Annotated in this window: 16 protein-coding genes; 6 read left to right on the top strand and 10 right to left on the bottom strand. The window is 62.4% G+C overall.

The genetic code is table 11. From position 1 onward, the window contains the following. Nucleotides 1-66 precede the first annotated feature (66 nt). Entirely contained in the window at nucleotides 67-1,029 is a 963-nt protein-coding gene (locus ACS13N_RS11420; protein ID WP_438931762.1) for a type II secretion system F family protein, read from the top strand. Between the two features lie 452 nt (nucleotides 1,030-1,481). On the opposite strand, the gene ACS13N_RS11415 is transcribed toward ACS13N_RS11420, so the two are convergent. The 9 genes from ACS13N_RS11415 to groES form a co-directional block, all read right to left on the bottom strand. After that, nucleotides 1,482-1,613, bottom strand: coding sequence for a hypothetical protein (locus tag ACS13N_RS11415; protein WP_438931761.1), 132 nt, complete (start codon nucleotides 1,611-1,613; stop codon nucleotides 1,482-1,484). 570 nt (nucleotides 1,614-2,183) lie between these two features. After that, nucleotides 2,184-2,630: a TadE/TadG family type IV pilus assembly protein gene (locus ACS13N_RS11410; RefSeq protein WP_438931760.1), complete on the bottom strand. Its 447-nt coding sequence runs from the start codon at nucleotides 2,628-2,630 to the stop codon at nucleotides 2,184-2,186. Beyond that, the gene (locus ACS13N_RS11405) at nucleotides 2,623-3,120 is read right to left on the bottom strand and encodes a TadE/TadG family type IV pilus assembly protein (RefSeq protein WP_438931759.1); all 498 of its coding nucleotides are present in this window, start codon (nucleotides 3,118-3,120) and stop codon (nucleotides 2,623-2,625) included. Before ACS13N_RS11405 ends, ACS13N_RS11410 begins: the two co-directional genes overlap by 8 nt. Nucleotides 3,121-3,129: 9 nt before the next feature. After that, nucleotides 3,130-4,374: a pilus assembly protein TadG-related protein gene (locus ACS13N_RS11400; RefSeq protein ID WP_438931758.1), complete on the bottom strand. Its 1,245-nt coding sequence runs from the start codon at nucleotides 4,372-4,374 to the stop codon at nucleotides 3,130-3,132. 221 nt (nucleotides 4,375-4,595) lie between these two features. Then, on the bottom strand, nucleotides 4,596-5,042 hold the full coding sequence (locus tag ACS13N_RS11395) for a GtrA family protein (protein WP_438931757.1): 447 nt from the start codon (nucleotides 5,040-5,042) through the stop codon (nucleotides 4,596-4,598). 124 nt (nucleotides 5,043-5,166) lie between these two features. Next, nucleotides 5,167-6,252, bottom strand: a complete 1,086-nt coding sequence (locus ACS13N_RS11390; RefSeq protein WP_438931756.1) for a M48 family metallopeptidase — start codon at nucleotides 6,250-6,252, stop codon at nucleotides 5,167-5,169. Between the two features lie 21 nt (nucleotides 6,253-6,273). After that, nucleotides 6,274-7,350: a YjgN family protein gene (locus ACS13N_RS11385; protein WP_438931755.1), complete on the bottom strand. Its 1,077-nt coding sequence runs from the start codon at nucleotides 7,348-7,350 to the stop codon at nucleotides 6,274-6,276. Nucleotides 7,351-7,581: 231 nt separating this feature from the next. Beyond that, complete coding sequence (groL, locus tag ACS13N_RS11380; RefSeq protein WP_039600554.1) at nucleotides 7,582-9,225, bottom strand: chaperonin GroEL; 1,644 nt, start codon at nucleotides 9,223-9,225, stop codon at nucleotides 7,582-7,584. A 103-nt stretch (nucleotides 9,226-9,328) separates the two neighbouring features. Continuing rightward, nucleotides 9,329-9,619 carry a co-chaperone GroES gene (gene groES, locus ACS13N_RS11375; RefSeq protein WP_438931754.1) on the bottom strand — a complete coding sequence of 97 codons (291 nt, stop codon included), beginning with the start codon at nucleotides 9,617-9,619 and terminating at the stop codon, nucleotides 9,329-9,331. Between the two features lie 663 nt (nucleotides 9,620-10,282). On the opposite strand from groES, the gene ACS13N_RS11370 reads away from it, so the two are divergent. Next, nucleotides 10,283-11,536: an Hsp70 family protein gene (locus tag ACS13N_RS11370; RefSeq protein WP_438931753.1), complete on the top strand. Its 1,254-nt coding sequence runs from the start codon at nucleotides 10,283-10,285 to the stop codon at nucleotides 11,534-11,536. A gap of 338 nt (nucleotides 11,537-11,874) precedes the next feature. Here the strand turns inward: ACS13N_RS11370 and ACS13N_RS11365 are convergent, their stop codons facing one another. After that, complete coding sequence (locus ACS13N_RS11365; protein ID WP_438931752.1) at nucleotides 11,875-12,780, bottom strand: LysR family transcriptional regulator; 906 nt, start codon at nucleotides 12,778-12,780, stop codon at nucleotides 11,875-11,877. A gap of 95 nt (nucleotides 12,781-12,875) precedes the next feature. Here ACS13N_RS11365 and ACS13N_RS11360 point away from each other — a divergent pair, with 95 nt between their 5' ends. The 4 genes from ACS13N_RS11360 to ACS13N_RS11345 are packed head-to-tail and all read left to right on the top strand — an operon-like array spanning nucleotide 12,876 to nucleotide 15,887. Beyond that, on the top strand, nucleotides 12,876-13,826 hold the full coding sequence (locus ACS13N_RS11360) for a ketopantoate reductase family protein (RefSeq protein WP_438932838.1): 951 nt from the start codon (nucleotides 12,876-12,878) through the stop codon (nucleotides 13,824-13,826). Beyond that, on the top strand, nucleotides 13,823-14,215 hold the full coding sequence (locus ACS13N_RS11355) for a VOC family protein (RefSeq protein ID WP_438931751.1): 393 nt from the start codon (nucleotides 13,823-13,825) through the stop codon (nucleotides 14,213-14,215). Before ACS13N_RS11360 ends, ACS13N_RS11355 begins: the two co-directional genes overlap by 4 nt. Nucleotides 14,216-14,217: 2 nt before the next feature. Continuing rightward, a complete protein-coding gene (locus ACS13N_RS11350; protein WP_438931750.1) occupies nucleotides 14,218-14,676 on the top strand; it encodes a MaoC family dehydratase in 459 nt (152 codons plus the stop codon). Next, nucleotides 14,676-15,887: a CaiB/BaiF CoA transferase family protein gene (locus ACS13N_RS11345; protein ID WP_438931749.1), complete on the top strand. Its 1,212-nt coding sequence runs from the start codon at nucleotides 14,676-14,678 to the stop codon at nucleotides 15,885-15,887. The genes ACS13N_RS11350 and ACS13N_RS11345 overlap by 1 nt, the downstream gene beginning before the upstream one ends. Nucleotides 15,888-15,893: the final 6 nt, after the last annotated feature.

The following is a 15,893-nucleotide window of genomic DNA, read 5'->3' as shown; positions in this document are numbered from 1 at the left end:
CGACATGCGGCACGGCTGATGACCTGACCTGACAACGTGACTTCGTTTTCTTGGGGGGAGACGATCATGCAAGCGCTCTATTCCGATCAATATTTCGTCCTGGCCCTGATCTTCGTGGCTGCCTTTGGCGGTGCACTTGGGTTACTGCATCTGTTCTCTCCGAACCGCGCACGCGACCGAATGCAACAGATCGGCGGCCAGACCGTGGGCGCAGACCTGGCCGGCGGCACCGACCATGCCTGGGTAGAGAAACTGGCCACCTGGGCCAAGCCGGTCTCGCAACTGTCGTTGCCCAAAGACGGCTGGGAGAACTCACAGCTGCGCATCCGCTTCATGAATGCAGGCTGGCGGCAACCCTGGGCGCCGTCGCTGTACTTTGGCGTCAAGACGGTGCTGGCGATCCTCTTCCCGCTGGCAGCGCTGCTGGTGCTGAGCAGCCGGCCGGAACACCACGAGCAGGAGGCGGTCCTCGCTGTCCTGGGGATGCTGAGCGCCATTGGCTACTACGTGCCCAACGCGGCACTGGCACGCAAAGTCGAGCATCGTCAGCGCGACGTGTTTGAAGAATTTCCCGACATGCTAGACCTGCTCACGGTGTGCGTAGAAGCCGGGCTTGGCCTGGATGCCGCCATGATGCGTGTGTCGGACGAACTCGCGCTGCGCTGCCCCGTGATGGCCGAAGAAATGGAACTCACGCTGCTGGAGCTGCGCTCCGGGTTTCCCAAGGAAAAGGCGCTCACCAACCTGGCGCTGCGCACCGGTGTGGAAGACGTCGACCGGTTTGCATCGATGCTGATCCAGGCAGACCGTTTCGGTACCAGCCTTGCCGACTCGCTGCGCGTGCTGTCCGACATGCTGCGCACCAAGCGCCGCATGCGCGCCGAAGAACAGGCTGCAAAGATCGCACTGAAGCTGCTCTTTCCGCTGATCTTCTTCATCTTCCCGACGCTGCTGCTGGTGTTGCTCGGCCCGGCGTTCATCCAGATCTACCGTGTGCTGCTGCCGACCATGACAGGCTCGGGAGGCTGACATGCGCGCGCGAAGATAAGCTGGTAGGAAAGGCCCCCGGACTATCACCTGGCGTATGTGCTAGAGCGGTGGTCCTGTTCCCGGACGCGCGCCGGGTTTTTTCCTTTGTATCTCGAGTGTGTGGTTGGGCTGGGACGTGTGTTCCTCGATGGCTCTCTCGGGTTTCGGGGATTGCCGTGTGTGCCTGGTGCGTCGTTTCTTGACGTTGTTGGTTTGTCTGCATGTTTGCGCTTTCGCTAGGGGCGTGTCTTTGTGGTCCACCTCCCTTTCGTCCCCTGCCGGGGCCGACTCACTTTCTTTGTCTTGCCAAAGAAAGTAAGCAAAGAAAGGCGCGCCCGAGATGACGAAACACTCCTTGAATTTATGTCGCAGGGAGGGGAAGGGAAAAACTCGCTGCGCTCAAACAGTTTCCCTTCCTTTTTCCTCCCTGCAACAGAAATTCAAGGCGCCATCTAGGGCAGGAACGGCCACACCGTCGTGGCACTGGCGTTGGCGTTGGAGCGAATCGATTCGCCCGCCACGCTCTTTGTAGCGGCATTGAGGTTCTGAACTTCGACGCCGAGGTTCTGGAACGCCAGCGTCAAGGTGCCGAACTCGGACTTTGGAGTTCTGAACGCCGACTTTGACGTTCCGGAACCCCAGCATTGAGGTTCTGAACGCCAACTGAGCGGTTCCGAGCTTCAACTTTGAGGTTCTGAACTTCGACTGTGGGGTTCCGGAACCCCGACTTTGAGGTTCTGCACCCCAATTTTGGAGTTCTGAACCTCAACCTCGGGGCTTTGAGCCCTGCAGGAGCAAGAAACACGGCGCCACGGACAGCACCCAGCCGGTTTGGCCGTTCCTGCCCTAGATGGCGCCTTGGATTTTTGTTGCGGGGAGGAAAAAGAGGGGAGGCTTGTCTGAGCGCAGCGAGTTTGCCTCCCCTCCCTCCCGGCGACAAAAATCCAAGGAGGGGGTCGCCATCTCGGGCGCGCCTTTCTTTGCTTACTTTCTTTGGCAAGACAAAGAAAGTAAGTCAGCCCCGGCAGGGGATGAAACAAGGGATGGACCACAACCGCCCATCCCGCCAGGGAATGACAAAGGGGATGGGCCACCAAGCCCATCCCCCAACAAACAAGAAACAGCGAACCAGACCGGCAGCAAGCAAAGAAACCTCAAGAGCAAACGCTACTGCTGTTGGCATCCTGCCCCATGACCTCCCGCGGCAGGTAGGTGGAAAACCCCGGCACAGCCAGCCGAGAAAATCCAATCCAGGTCGCCGGCGAATAAGGCGCCACCGTCATCCCGGTAACACTGACTGCAACACCACCGCAGCTCGTGGCATCACAAGTTGTGCTCACTGCCCCGCTGGTGTCGTACCACTGCACCGACACGTTCGCAGTCTTGAGCGTCGGCAGAATGGTCTGCATCTTGGTCAACACAGACGTCGACCCCTGACCGCAAACCACCGCCTGTCGCGCGCCCCAGCGCGTCGCCTCACCCACGGCGTTCCAGGTAAAGAGAATGCGCCCAAAGTCGAGGATGCCGAGCAGCACCGTCAGAAAGAGCGCCACCACAATGGCGAACTCAACCGCCGTCGTACCTTTCTGATGCTTATTCATAGGACTGCCTCATCGTCACTGAGATGTTCCCAAACGGGAACGAGGTGATCGACCCTTTGCCGCCCGCATAGAAGCGCAGGAACGCCATCATGTCGATCACCGGATTGAACTTGTAGCCCGAGATGGTGACGGTGACGGTATTGATGGCCGGGTTGGTCCCTTGTGCGATGTTGGATGTGCAACTCGTGTTGGACGCATCGCAAATGGAAACCATGCTGGACGTCAGCCCCGGCACCAGTGGCGCTTGGGTGTTGCCGACCGTGGGCGTGCCGTAGACCGCCAGATTCGTTGCCGTCGTATAGGAGGTCGCGTTGCCGGCGGCCTGCGTGCTCAGGTAGCGAGTGGCGTCTCGGGTGGCCTTGGCCAGGGTGTTGTACGTGTAGATGGCCCGACCGAACTCCGTCACCGCAAAGGTGATGGCCAGCAGCAAACTGAGCGTGATCGCCAGTTCGACCAGCGCTACACCATGTTGTCGTTGTCGCATCTTCATGGTTCGCTCCTACTGCACCAATGCGGGAACCAAAGGGCCCTTGCTGCCGCCCGCCAAGCCACTGGGCGCGCACGGACTGCTGGTACTCGACGCATTGGCCAGGAACTCGAACTGCGGCGTGTTGTGGACCCCATCAATGGGCTGCAGCATCAGCATGCAGGCGTAATCGATGATCTTCGATGCGGACGAGATGACTGGCACCAGGACAACACGCCGGTTCACTCCATAGGTGGCAAGGTCACCGCTGTTCCCGCTTGTCGCAAGATTCTTGTAGCCGCCCTTGACGTTGAGCCCGGTGATCTTGTCACCGCCGGAGACACTCGTGCCGGTATCGTCGTAGTTGGCATAGGCCAGCCGTTTGTTCTTGAAGTTGGCAGCGCTCTTGTCGGAACCCGATGCAGGTGTGCCGCTGTAGGCGTTCTGCGGCACCGTGTTTTTCCAGTTGGTCGACGTATAGGAGTAGCCCGTGAAATCCGGCTGCAGTTGCGACGCATTGGACTTGTTCTTGTAGATACCGAAGCGCGCGTTCCAATTGTCATCAACGGACACCTTCGCACCGGGTGTCCCTAACTGGTCACCGATCTTGGAATTGCAGTAGCCCTGATCCATTTCGGTTTTTGTCTCGTTGGCATTGGTGGAACCATCGAGGTTGTACCAACCCATCTCACCCGGCGTAGTGGAGCCGCCAGCGTACAGCATGCTGACCCACTCACCGATCTGGAAGCCGTAGTTGGGTGCCGTACCGCCGGTTTTCGGGATCAAGGCTACGGGAATGGGACACGTGCTCTGCGCATGCACACGCGTGGCCACCGCCAGCGCGGCAACGGCATAGCTGTTGGCACCGCCAACGAACTTGATCAGGCGCGCCGTGATCCCGCTTTTCGAGTGCGTGCACTTGACATAGCTGGACGAGCTGGACGCGACACCGGCAGCGCTGTATGTGCCGTTCAGCGCCGTACTGAACGTGACGTCAGCATTGGCCAACGACGCAGACGATGCCTGATAGACAACACGGTTGGCATTGCCCGCCGTCACCCCTGCATTCGTCGCGCGTGTCAGCGCATCAGTGGCGCCATCCAGCTCCTGCGCGGCCGACAAGGCGCAGCTATCCACCGCTGACTGGAGCTCCGTCTTGGCCACGAACAAGCCGCTCAAGTCGATGACCAGGCCTGCCATCCCCAGCAACACGGCAAGCATCAGGCCGACCATCGGGAGCACCGCCCCTCGTTCTCTCTGTTTGGTATGCGTGCGCATATGCCTTCGCCTCCGCCGGTATGAATGGCTATCGGGCGTCGTACTGACTACCTGCTGCAACTCGCCGGTCGTATGCAGGTTTCCCCGTCCCTTATCGTCAGTTGTAGGCGCCGCGAACGCAGTCCGAAACTGGCCGTAGGTATGATTCAGCAATGAAACGCCAGGCCGCCTGGTCGCTTGCATGGCGGGCGGTTTGTGTAGGCAGCCCATGTGGCCCTCCGCTAGCGGAACGTCCAGAACCGATGCAATACAAAGGTGAGCGGCGGCACCACTGACAAGATGGCCGCAAGCCCCACCCAGTAGCTCAGACCCAACGTCTGGGCCAGCCACGAGATCGCGAGCGTCAGCGCCAGGCAGAGTAGTGACACGGCATAGAAGCGCAGGAAATTGGCGCGCCCCGGCTTGGCCGAGAAGCTCCACAGCGCATTGAGCAGGTACGAGCAGACGTTGGCGCAGACAAACGCCACGCCGTTAGCCGTCACCTGGGAGGCAGAAAAACCGTTGATGAGCGTGGTGGCAATGGCCACGTGCACGCCGGTAGCCACAACCCCAGAAACCCCGAAGCGGGCCAAGCGGATCACCATCATGCGGTCCGGCAACCGCTGCACAAGCGTTGGCGGCAGCACACCCGCCAATGCGTTCATGACGCCTGATTCTGCGTGTCGCATGATGTCCCCCGTCCCTCTGCCACCATTCTTGGTGGCACGAGGCAAGGGAGAAATCGATCAAACGGATGACGAAGCCGCCGGGAATTGGACGAGCGTGGCGAGTGGAGTCGGCGTGTGTGACGCGTCAGTCCGCGTCGCGGGTGTCGCTGGCGCCGTGCGTGCGATCGAAACGGCGCAGCGTGTCGATGCGCTCACGCGTGAGCGGGTGGGAAGAAAAGAACGCCGAGGCGTCGTCATCGCTGGCGGTGTCGGATTGCTTCGCGCCGTCAGCCTTGCGCGTGCCGCCGTGCGTGTCTTCCAGCGCCTGCAGTACATCCGCAAACGCGCCGACAGACACGCCGTTGTCCTGCAGCAATTGCGCGGCGTAGTGGTCTGCATCACGCTCGTAGTCACGCGAATAGCGCAGCGTGAGCATCGCCGCCGGCACGCCCGAGAGAATGGTCGACACATCGCCAAAGAGCAGCGCCGCTGTCGCACCAATGGCGGAGGATTGAATCAGCTGGCGCAGGCCGTGGCGATACTCAACGTGCCCGGCTTCGTGCGCCAGCACACCCGTGAGCCCGTCGCCCTCGCCCACCAGCTTGACCAGTGCATCGGTCACGATGATGTCGCCGCCGGGTAGCGCGAATGCATTGGCACCCAGCGAACCCGCATCCCGAAAGACGATGTTGTACGTATGCGTGGCCTGCGGTGCACGCAGGGCTGCGAAGCGTGCACGAATGCGCGCCTGCTGCGCTTCCGGCAGTTTGCTGGGCTTGAGCCAGCGTTCATCCAGCGCGCGCAGCGTACCGCGCCCGAGCTGCAGCTCCACACGTTGCGGCACCATGTTCGCGACCACCTTGGCACCCCACGGCAAGCCGTAGCGGTAACCGATCACCAGCACCAGTACCGTCACGATCAGCGCACCCAGCGCGAGCTTCCAGCTGTTCTGCGCACGCACCACCAGACCTTCCTGGTGGCCGGTACGCTGCAGCAGCGTGTTGAGTGTCGCCTGCTCGGTGGGATCGGCAATCTCGCAGAAGGCGCCGTCCTCAAACGTGATCAGGCGCGGCGCATGCTTGACGCGCTCCGACACGCGCAGCGTGGGCAGGGGCGCACGACGCAGCAGCGTGCCATCGGTATCGAACAGCACCGCCTCGCCTGCCTCGACGGCAAGGCGCACGGGCTGCGCGCGCGAAGTCCGGCCGTCGAAGTAGGTGGCGAGGATCATGTGCGTTGTCTTCCAGCGTGCTTACAGGGCGATGTCGATGTCGTACCAGTCCACAGCGGCGTCGCCCAGCGCGCCCACCTTGGTGGCCTCGCCCGCCACGAACGTATCGAGCGAACCGGCCGCAAACAGCGTCACCGAGTCGAGCTTGTAGCGCAGCGTACGCACACGCGCAAACGGCGTGAACAGGCCGATGGTGATGGCAATCAGCACCGCGTTCGACACGTAGATCCAGAACAGCTTGCCGGCCGCCACCTGGCTCTGGAAGCGGTGCGGGCCCAGCGTGGTGTGGTTCCACACGACGTTCTGCAAACGCGACATGAAGTACGGTGCCAGGAACAGCATCGCCACATACATCAGCACCACCGTAATGGCGATGGCGATGGCGCGGCCAGCGCTGCTTTCCGCCTTGCCGATCGAAACGCCCAGCAGCGCGATCACAGCAACCGCCACCGCGAAGGCCAGCAGCGCCAGCCCGAAGGTGCGCAGATACACACCGTAGAAGTTACCCGGCGTGCCCGAGAAATCGAACGGCGTGGTGCCAAAGCGCGTGTTGCGGTGCTGATAGCGCTTGAAGCGCTGGTGCGCCAGCGGCGCCAGCAGGTATGCGGTGAACACGCTCAGGATCGGCCACACCAGAAACACCATGTAGCCTTCTGCATCCTTGCCCGTGAAGGCAAAGCGCAGGCCGCGGTAGCTGGAGTTGGCCATGCGGAAGCGCAGCGAGCGCACCAGCAGCCACGGAAACGCCGCCGCCAGCAGCGCCAGGAACAGCAGCGACATGCCCGGCGACGAATGACTCAGCAAGTTGAACGCCAGCGCCAACACAAAGATGATCGCGCGGCCCTTGAGGATGGCGGTCGGGCTGCCGTGGTAGTCGAAGCTCGATCCTGCCAGCTGCGTGTTGCGGTAGAAATACTGCATCGTACGCACCTTCGCCCAGGCCGAGTAGATGCCCAGCGTGACGATGGTCAGCAGCAGGTTGACGATCCAGATACGGAAGTATTCCGAGCCGCTGCCAATAAAGCGGACCCGCAAGGGTTGCGGGGCAGCCGGAGCGGGGGCGCCGCCAAGAATGGGCTCGCGTGCGATGTCGTTCATCTGTTTTCCCTTCCCTGTGTTGTTGTCGTGCCCGCTCAGAAACAGACGCTCGCGGGTGGGCCGATTGTAGCGAAGCCTGCCGCAATGCAGCGTTAACGGCGCGTTAACAAATCAGCGGGAGAACATGCATGCATATAACAAAAAACCCCGCGGGCTCGCACCCACGGGGTTTTTTGTTTGGAACAGCCGCCGGAAGAACCAGCGGCCGGGCCGGGTTGCCGGACGGGCAAATTACATCATGCCGTCCATGCCGCCCATGCCACCCATGCCGCCCGGCATTGCCGGAGCTGCATCGTCCTTCGGCAGTTCTGCAACGGCGCAATCCGTCGTCAGCATCAGCGAAGCGACCGAAGCGGCGTTCTGCAGCGCGGTGCGGGTCACCTTGGTCGGATCCAGCACGCCCATTTCCACCAGGTCACCGTACTCGCCGGTGGCGGCGTTGTAGCCGTGGTTGCCCTTGCCGGCGATCACGTTGGCCACAACCACCGAAGCCTCGTCGCCAGCGTTGGTGACGATCTGGCGCAGCGGCTCTTCCATGGCGCGCAGCACGATCTTGATGCCGGCGTCTTGGTCAGCGTTGGAACCCTTCAGGCCCGAGATGGCAGCGCGGGCGCGCAGCAGCGCAACACCGCCACCAGCCACGATGCCTTCTTCCACGGCAGCGCGCGTTGCGTGCAGTGCATCTTCCACGCGGGCCTTCTTTTCCTTCATTTCGACTTCGGTGGCAGCGCCAACCTTGATCACGGCAACACCGCCGGCCAGCTTGGCCACGCGCTCTTGCAGCTTTTCACGGTCGTAGTCCGAGGTCGCTTCTTCGATCTGGGCACGCACTTGCTTCACGCGGGCTTCGATGTTGCGGGCATCGCCAGCGCCATCGATGATCGTGGTGTTTTCCTTGCCGATTTCAACGCGCTTGGCTTGGCCCAGGTCGTTCAGGGTTGCCTTTTCCAGCGTCAGGCCGACTTCTTCAGCGATGACTTGGCCGCCCGTCAGGATGGCGATGTCTTCCAGCATGGCCTTGCGGCGGTCGCCAAAGCCCGGAGCCTTGACGGCGGCGGTCTTCAGGATGCCACGGATGTTGTTGACCACCAGCGTTGCCAGGGCTTCGCCTTCGACGTCTTCAGCGATGATCAGCAGCGGACGGCCAGCCTTGGCCACTTGCTCCAGCACCGGCAGCAGATCACGGATGTTGCTGACCTTCTTGTCGAACAGCAGCACGAACGGGTTGTCCAGCTGGACAACTTGCTTTTCCGGGTTGTTGATGAAGTACGGCGACAGGTAGCCGCGGTCGAACTGCATGCCTTCCACGACGTCCAGCTCGTCGGCCAGCGACTTGCCGTCTTCCACGGTGATCACGCCTTCCTTGCCGACCTTGTCCATGGCTTCAGCGATGCGCTGGCCGATGGATTCGTCGCTGTTGGCCGAGATGGCGCCAACTTGAGCGATTTCCTTGCTGGTGGTGGTCGGCTTGCTGATGTTCTTCAGCTCTTCGACGGCTGCTGCAACAGCCTTGTCGATGCCGCGCTTCAGGTCCATCGGGTTCATGCCGGCGGCAACGTACTTCATGCCTTCGCGCACGATCGACTGAGCCAGCACCGTTGCGGTGGTGGTGCCGTCACCGGCGTTGTCGCTGGTCTTGGAAGCGACTTCCTTGACCATTTGCGCGCCCATGTTCTGCAGCTTGTCCTTCAGCTCGATTTCCTTGGCGACCGACACACCGTCCTTGGTCACGGTCGGGCCACCGAAGCTACGCTCCAGCACCACGTTGCGGCCCTTCGGGCCCAGGGTCACCTTCACTGCGTTGGCGAGAATGTTCACGCCTTCAACCATCTTGGCACGTGCGGCGTCGCCGAACACTACGTCTTTAGCTGCCATCTTGAGAATCTCCGAGATCTTTGGATGTTGCCTGCGCCAGCCTTAGTGGGGCGCGGGCAATGAGGATTGGGTTACTGGTAAGCCGTTGCGCTTGAGCGCACGCTTACTTCGCCACCACGGCCATGATGTCTTCTTCGCGCATGACCAGGACTTCCTGGCCTTCCACCTTGACGCTCTGGCCGGCGTACTTGCCGAACAGCACGCGGTCGCCGACCTTCACGTCCAGCGAAATCGCGTTGCCCTTGTCGTCTTTCTTGCCCGGGCCAACGGCCAGCACTTCGCCTTGATCCGGCTTTTCAGCGGCGGCGTCAGGGATGACGATGCCCGAAGCGGTCTTGGTTTCGTTGTCCAGGCGCTTCACGATCACGCGGTCGTGCAAAGGACGCAGGTTCATACACAACTCCTCAATGCAAAGTGAGTGTTTATTCACAAAACGCGCCGCAAGACGCGGCGCATCGGGAAAGCATCGGGGGTCGGAGGCGTTGTTAGCACTCCTGCCCGGCGAGTGCTAATTATAGGGACGGGGTATTACGATTTCAAGAATGGGGAATTGTCGAGACTCACTCAGCGCTGAACTTTGTTCGCTCAACTCTGAACTCCCTGACGCTCCCAGTTGTCACTGCCTCAAAAAATTCCTTTCTCTTCAATAAGTTACATCGAGACGGTTGAGTAACGAGGAAGATACGTAACGCTCCGCGACGGTGGTGCATACGAAGTTAGGCGGATCTTCGGCACCCATAAATATGATGTATAAATCACTTAAATGAGATCATCCTAAGTCGCAAGCCCTGAAAAAAAAACCAACGACCAACGCTTGGCACACAAGGAGGTGGTGACACGGCTGCCCTCAGCGACCGCTTCCAGCTTGTTGCCGCCATTCGAGTTTCATTGGCCAACACCGGCTTCGCAGCGATTGCTGTCAGCCATGACCCGGCAACGAACGGGCGGCGATCCCTCGCACAAAGCCACTACAATAGCGCCCCTTCGCCGGTGGCGCCCGCTCCTGATATCCCGTACAGGCGCATGCCTCCCGCTGCACTCGAGAAGCCACAATCCTATGATGTCAAACGCTTGCGGCGTCGATTTCGGCACGTCCAACTCCACCGTCGGCTGGCTGAGATCGGACGCACCCACCCTGCTGCCGCTCGAAGACGGCAAGGTTACGCTGCCTTCCGTCATCTTCTTTCACGCCGAAGACCCGCTGGTCAGCTACGGCCGTGCCGCGCTGACCGACTATCTTGCCGGCTACGAGGGCCGCCTGATGCGCTCGCTCAAGAGCCTGCTCGGCACGTCGATGATGGACGACAGCACCGAGGTCATGGGCCAGGCCATGCCCTTCCGCAAGCTGCTGGCGCATTTCATCGGCGAACTCAAGAGCCGCGCCGAGCGCGCCGCCGGCCATGAATTCCGCCGCGCCGTGCTGGGCCGCCCGGTGTTCTTCATCGACGAAGATCCCAAGGCCGACCAGCTCGCCGAAGACACGCTGTCGGAAATCGCGCGCGACGCCGGCTTCGACGAGATCGCCTTCCAGTACGAGCCCATCGCCGCCGCGTTCGACTACGAGGCCAGCATCAGCGGTGAAGAACTTGTGCTGGTGGCGGACATTGGCGGCGGTACGTCGGACTTCTCGCTGGTGCGCCTGTCGCCCGACCGCGCGAAACGCCCTGACCGCCGCGAGGACATCCTCGCCAACGGCGGCGTTCACATTGGTGGCACCGACTTCGACCGCGCCTTGAGCCTAGCCAGCGTGATGCCGCTACTGGGCCTGAACAGCACGCTGCGCAACGGCAAGGCGATGCCGTCCGGCCAGTATTTCGACCTGGCGAGCTGGCACACCATCAACCACGTGTACACGCGCAAGGCGTGGGCGGTGGTGATGGACAATTACCGAGATGTCGCCGACACCGAAAAACTCGACCGCCTGATCCGCCTGATCCGCGAGCGCGCCGGCCACTGGCTGGCCATCCAGGTGGAAGGCGCGAAAATCGCGCTGTCGGACGTCCCGGTAGCGGAGATCGACCTGCACCGCATCGCGCCCGAGTTGAAGCAGCCCGTCACGCGCGAGGACTTCGACCAGTCGATTGGGAAGCTGGTCGGCAAGACGGTCTCGACGGTACAGGCGATGCTGAAGACGGCGGGCGTCGCAGCGGAAGCGGTCGATACCATTCTCTTCGCCGGCGGCTCCAGCGGGGTGCCGTTGCTGCGCGAGCAACTGGCGCAAGTGCTGCCGTCGGCGCGGCGCGTCGAAGGCGACCTGTTCGGCGGGATCGGTTCTGGCCTGGCGCGCGATGCGGCGCGCAAGTTCAGCTGACGGGCTGAAAGGCTGAGGGGCGGCGGGACGTTTCGAGCGTATCGAACCATCCGGGCTGGGATATTGCTGTCGTCGGAGACGAGGACCACGCCATGCTAGAGGCGATCCAACTCAAAGCGACGGACTCAGTTCGCAGGCTAAGCGCAATGCCGTCGCCAGACGACTCAACGAACGTCCGCGCAAGACTCTAAACTTCGATACGCCAGCGGAACGATTCCATCAATACGTTGCATTGACCGGTTGAATCTGCACCCCTTCTTGGCCGTTCGACCGGGCGCTGAGCCACAGGCGGCTTCCAAACAGAAGCGGACCCTTTTTCAAGAATCGTTGACGACGGTCTAGCGCGAACTGCCAAACAACTGCACCACCACGCCACGCAACCACCGATTCCCGGCTTCCTGATGGTATCGGGCGTGCCAGTGCTGCCGCACGGCGAACCCCTCGACGGGGATCGGGCACGGATGGACCGCCAGATCGTTGGCCCGTGCCAGCGTCTCGCCGATGTGACGCGGCAGTGTGGCGATCAGATCGGTGGTCTGGATGATGGCGCCCAGGCCGAGGAACCCCGGTAGTTCCAGCACCACCTGGCGCTCGATCCGCTCGCGAGCCAGGGCCTGTTCCAGCAGTTGCGCTCCAGTTCCTGCGGTAATGGCGACATGCCCTTCGTTGCGGTATTGATTCACACCAAGCCGCGTGCGAAGCCGCGGGTGATGCCGGTTGGCAAGGCACACCCAATCCTGCTCGTAAAGCTGCTGCTGATACATGCCACCGCCCAGCCACGGCACGTAGCCGATCGCGAGATCGGCCTCGCCGGACTCCAGTGCGCGTTCGGTGTTGCCATCGATCCTTGCTGCTTCCAGCCGAATGCCGGGGGCCTGGGCACGAACGTGCGCCAGCAGCCGAGGGAGCAGCGTGATGTGGCTCGCGTCGGTCATGCAGATGCGAAATCGCCGCTGCGCGGTGGCGGGGTCGAACGCAATCTCCCACGTCACGAAGCGCCGCAGCGATTCGAGAATCTCCCGGCATGGTCCGATCAGCGCATCGGCCTGGGGCGTCGGCGCCATGCCGCCCGGCGTGCGGATGAATAGCGGGTCCTGCAGGGTTTCACGCAAACGCCCCAGCCAGATGCTGATGGTCGGCTGACTCTGGCCCAGTTGCTCCGCCACGCGGGTGACGCTGCGCGTGTCGTACAGCAGGTCGAAGAGCTGGAGCAGCTTCAGGTCGGGCAGATCGGTCGGCATCATGGCTTTATTGCGGTATGCAATGGCGATATTGCAATCATTGCATTTTCAGCATGAACGTCAACTCCTACCATGCACCGCATGACAAGGAGATGCCGTTGAAGATCGCGATTCTGGGTGCCGGCGCGCTGGGCTGCGCCATCGGCGCCGCACTGACCGAAGCCGGTCATGAAACCTGGCTGCTGAACCGATCGGCGGCGCACGTTGCAGCCATGCGCCGCGACGGGCTACAGGTCGATGATGCCGGTGGCACGCGGCGCGTTCCGGTGCGGACTACGACGCAGGCGGCCGAGGCGGGTGCAGCGGACCTCGTGGTCGTTCTGGTCAAATCCTTCCACACGGATGCAGCAATGCGCGGTGCGCTGGAATTGGTCGGGCCCGACACGCTGGTGCTGTCGCTACAGAACGGGCTCGGGCACGAGGATGTGCTTGCCGACATCGTGGGTCGCGAGCGCGTGCTGGCCGGCAAGACTTACGTCGGCGGCGTGCTGCGCGGCCCGGGGCATATCCAGTCTGGGGTGGCCGGCAAGGCGACCTACATCGGCGAGCTCGATGGTCAACTCACGCGCCGCGTGCAGGCCATTGCCGACGCGTTCAATGCCGCCGGGCTTGCCACGACGGTCAGCGACAACATCGTCGGCACGATGTGGGACAAGCTGCTGATCAACGTTGCGACCGGCGCACTGACCGGCATCACCGGCCTGACCTACGGGCAGCTTTACGACGAACCACTGCTGAAAGCGACCGCGCTGGCGGCGGTGGCCGAAGCGATGGCCGTTGCCAAGACCGCGGGCGTCGGACTCTCCATGGCGAATCCCGAACAGGCCTGGACGCTGGCCGCCGAAGGACTTTCCCCCGCTTTCAAGACGTCGATGCTGCAGAGCCTCGAAAAGGGTTCGGTCACCGAAATCGACTTCATCAATGGCTCGGTCGTGCGCTGGGGGCAGCGTTACGGCGTGCCGACTCCGGTCAACGCCACGCTGGTCGCCTGCATCAAGGGGATCGAGCGTGCAATGGCCGACCGACAACGCAAGGAGACAAGCGCATGAGCCTTCCCAAGGCCTATCTGGAGCACGTCGCCATCTGGGTGAAAGACATCCATTGGCACATCCGGTTTTTCGAGGAGGTGCTCGGCATGACCATGCGCGAGGTGGACGGCCCGCGTGAAGCGCCTCGGCAGTACTGGACGCTGGGCGGCATGCAGTTCATCCACGACCCGCAGTACGAAGGCCCCGAGGGTCGGCTCGCGCACCTTGGCGTGATGTGCGAGGACCTGGAGGCCGCGTTGGCGGCGGCGCAGCGATTCGGCGTCAGCGCAATGCCGCAGGGGCGCAACTGGCTGCGCCTGCCGGACGGCCTGGCCGTCGAGCTGATCCAGGCCAAGCCTGCGTCTTGCGTGGCCAGTGCCCTGGCGATCAACCCGCGTGCGGAGGCATGAACATGACGGTCATCGAGAAATATTGGGACGACGCGCGCGAAGGCGATGAGTGCGTCAGCCCGCAGTACACGGTCACCAAGGAACGCATCCTCGCCTATGCCGACCTCACGGGTGACCACACACCGGTGCACGTGGACGAGGACTATGCGAAGGCCAGCCACTTCGGCTGTCTCGTCGCGCATGGCCTGTTTGGGTTGTCGATTGCCGATGGGCTCAAGACGCAGAGTGACTACCGCTTTCTGCCGGGCATGTCGCTCGGCTGGACGTGGGATTTCCTGCTGCCGATCAAGGTGGGCGACGTGCTGCACGTGAAGTTTCGCGTGGGCGCAATGCGACCAAGCAAGAGCCGCCCGGGCTGGGGCATCGTCGTGCTGCCGTCCGAATTGATCAACCAGAATAGCCAGGTGGTGCAGCGCGGCGAGCACCGGCTGATGGTGCCGCGCCGGCCGGGAGCGTTGTGATGCAGGCCCGTCCTCTCGAAGGTATTCGCGTTGTCGACTACAGCCATTTCCTCGCTGGTCCGTATGTCGGCCGCTGTTTGGCGGCGCTCGGCGCTGAAGTCATCAAGGTCGAGCGTCCGGGCACCGGCGACGCCGGCCGCCAGCATGCGACTGTGCTCGACGACCAGCAAAGCGGCTACTTCCTGCAGCTCAACATGGGCAAGCGCGGCGTGAGCGTTGACATGAAAGACCCGCGCGGCAAGGCATTCATGCAGCGCCTGTGCGACTCGGCCGACGTCTTTATCGAAAACTACCGGCCTGGCGCGCTGGACAAGCTCGGGCTGGGGTACGCCGCCCTGTCGGCGAGCAATCCAGGCTTGGTGTACTGCTCGATCTCTGCGTACGGCCATACCGGGCCCGACGCACATCGCGCCGGCTTCGGGCTGATCGCAGAAGCCAAGAGCGGCATCATGCAGATGGTCGGCACGCCGGGCGAGCGACCACCGCTGCTGCGCATCTCATTGGGCGACATGTACACCGGCATTCACGCGGTGGCGGCCATCAACGCTGCACTGCTGGGCCGCGTGAAAAGCGGCCGCGGACAGCACATCGATATGGCGCTGTATGACACGCTGGTGTCGATGCACGAATACGCGGTGCAGTGCTACACGCTCAAGGGCGTGCTGCCCGAGCAGACCGGGCACGATATGCCGACCTCGACCCTCTATGGCGTGTTCCGTGCCGCCGACGGCGATCTGGTAATTGCGGCGCAGGTGGACGATGCATGGAAACGCTTCGCCGCGCTGATCGAAGCGCACGGTGGCCCAGCCGGCTTCGGCACCGATACGCGATTCCATGACGGCGTGGGCCGCAACGCCCATCGCCTAGAAATCCTGTCGGTGGTCGAGCCCTGGGTGGCGGTCCGTTCGGTGAAGTCGGTCCTAGAGCTGCTGGACAGCATCGACGTCCCCTGCGCCAAGGTGCAGCGTATCGACGAGGTGCTTGCCGATCCGCAAATCCTGGCGCGAGGCATGGTGGTCGAGCAGCAGCATCCGCGCTATGGAACGCTGCGCCTGCCCAACCTGCCGTTCCACTTCTCGGCGTGCGACACAACCATCCGAGAGGTCGCCCCCGATCTGGGACAACACAACGCCGAGGTGGCGCGGTCGCTGGGCTTCGAGCCGGCAGAGATCGACGCGATGCAGGCCGACGGAGTGCTCTATTCAAAGTGAGGCCAT

It is taken from the genome of Ralstonia sp. 24A2 (assembly GCF_051783885.1).
Lineage (GTDB): Bacteria > Pseudomonadota > Gammaproteobacteria > Burkholderiales > Burkholderiaceae > Ralstonia.
This window is presented reverse-complemented; position numbering and strand designations above follow the sequence as displayed.

Bases quoted from the DNA above. Each gene is read 5' to 3' on its own strand.
- ACS13N_RS11420 (WP_438931762.1), top strand. From the start codon at position 67: ATGCAAGCGCTCTATTCCGATCAATATTTCGTCCTGGCCCTGATCTTC.
- ACS13N_RS11410 (WP_438931760.1), bottom strand. From the start codon at position 2,630: ATGAATAAGCATCAGAAAGGTACGACGGCGGTTGAGTTCGCCATTGTG.
- ACS13N_RS11405 (WP_438931759.1), bottom strand. From the start codon at position 3,120: ATGAAGATGCGACAACGACAACATGGTGTAGCGCTGGTCGAACTGGCG.
- ACS13N_RS11400 (WP_438931758.1), bottom strand. From the start codon at position 4,374: ATGCGCACGCATACCAAACAGAGAGAACGAGGGGCGGTGCTCCCGATG.
- ACS13N_RS11395 (WP_438931757.1), bottom strand. From the start codon at position 5,042: ATGCGACACGCAGAATCAGGCGTCATGAACGCATTGGCGGGTGTGCTG.
- ACS13N_RS11390 (WP_438931756.1), bottom strand. From the start codon at position 6,252: ATGATCCTCGCCACCTACTTCGACGGCCGGACTTCGCGCGCGCAGCCC.
- ACS13N_RS11385 (WP_438931755.1), bottom strand. From the start codon at position 7,350: ATGAACGACATCGCACGCGAGCCCATTCTTGGCGGCGCCCCCGCTCCG.
- groL (WP_039600554.1), bottom strand. From the start codon at position 9,225: ATGGCAGCTAAAGACGTAGTGTTCGGCGACGCCGCACGTGCCAAGATG.
- groES (WP_438931754.1), bottom strand. From the start codon at position 9,619: ATGAACCTGCGTCCTTTGCACGACCGCGTGATCGTGAAGCGCCTGGAC.
- ACS13N_RS11370 (WP_438931753.1), top strand. From the start codon at position 10,283: ATGATGTCAAACGCTTGCGGCGTCGATTTCGGCACGTCCAACTCCACC.
- ACS13N_RS11365 (WP_438931752.1), bottom strand. From the start codon at position 12,780: ATGATGCCGACCGATCTGCCCGACCTGAAGCTGCTCCAGCTCTTCGAC.
- ACS13N_RS11355 (WP_438931751.1), top strand. From the start codon at position 13,823: ATGAGCCTTCCCAAGGCCTATCTGGAGCACGTCGCCATCTGGGTGAAA.
- ACS13N_RS11350 (WP_438931750.1), top strand. From the start codon at position 14,218: ATGACGGTCATCGAGAAATATTGGGACGACGCGCGCGAAGGCGATGAG.
- ACS13N_RS11345 (WP_438931749.1), top strand. From the start codon at position 14,676: ATGCAGGCCCGTCCTCTCGAAGGTATTCGCGTTGTCGACTACAGCCAT.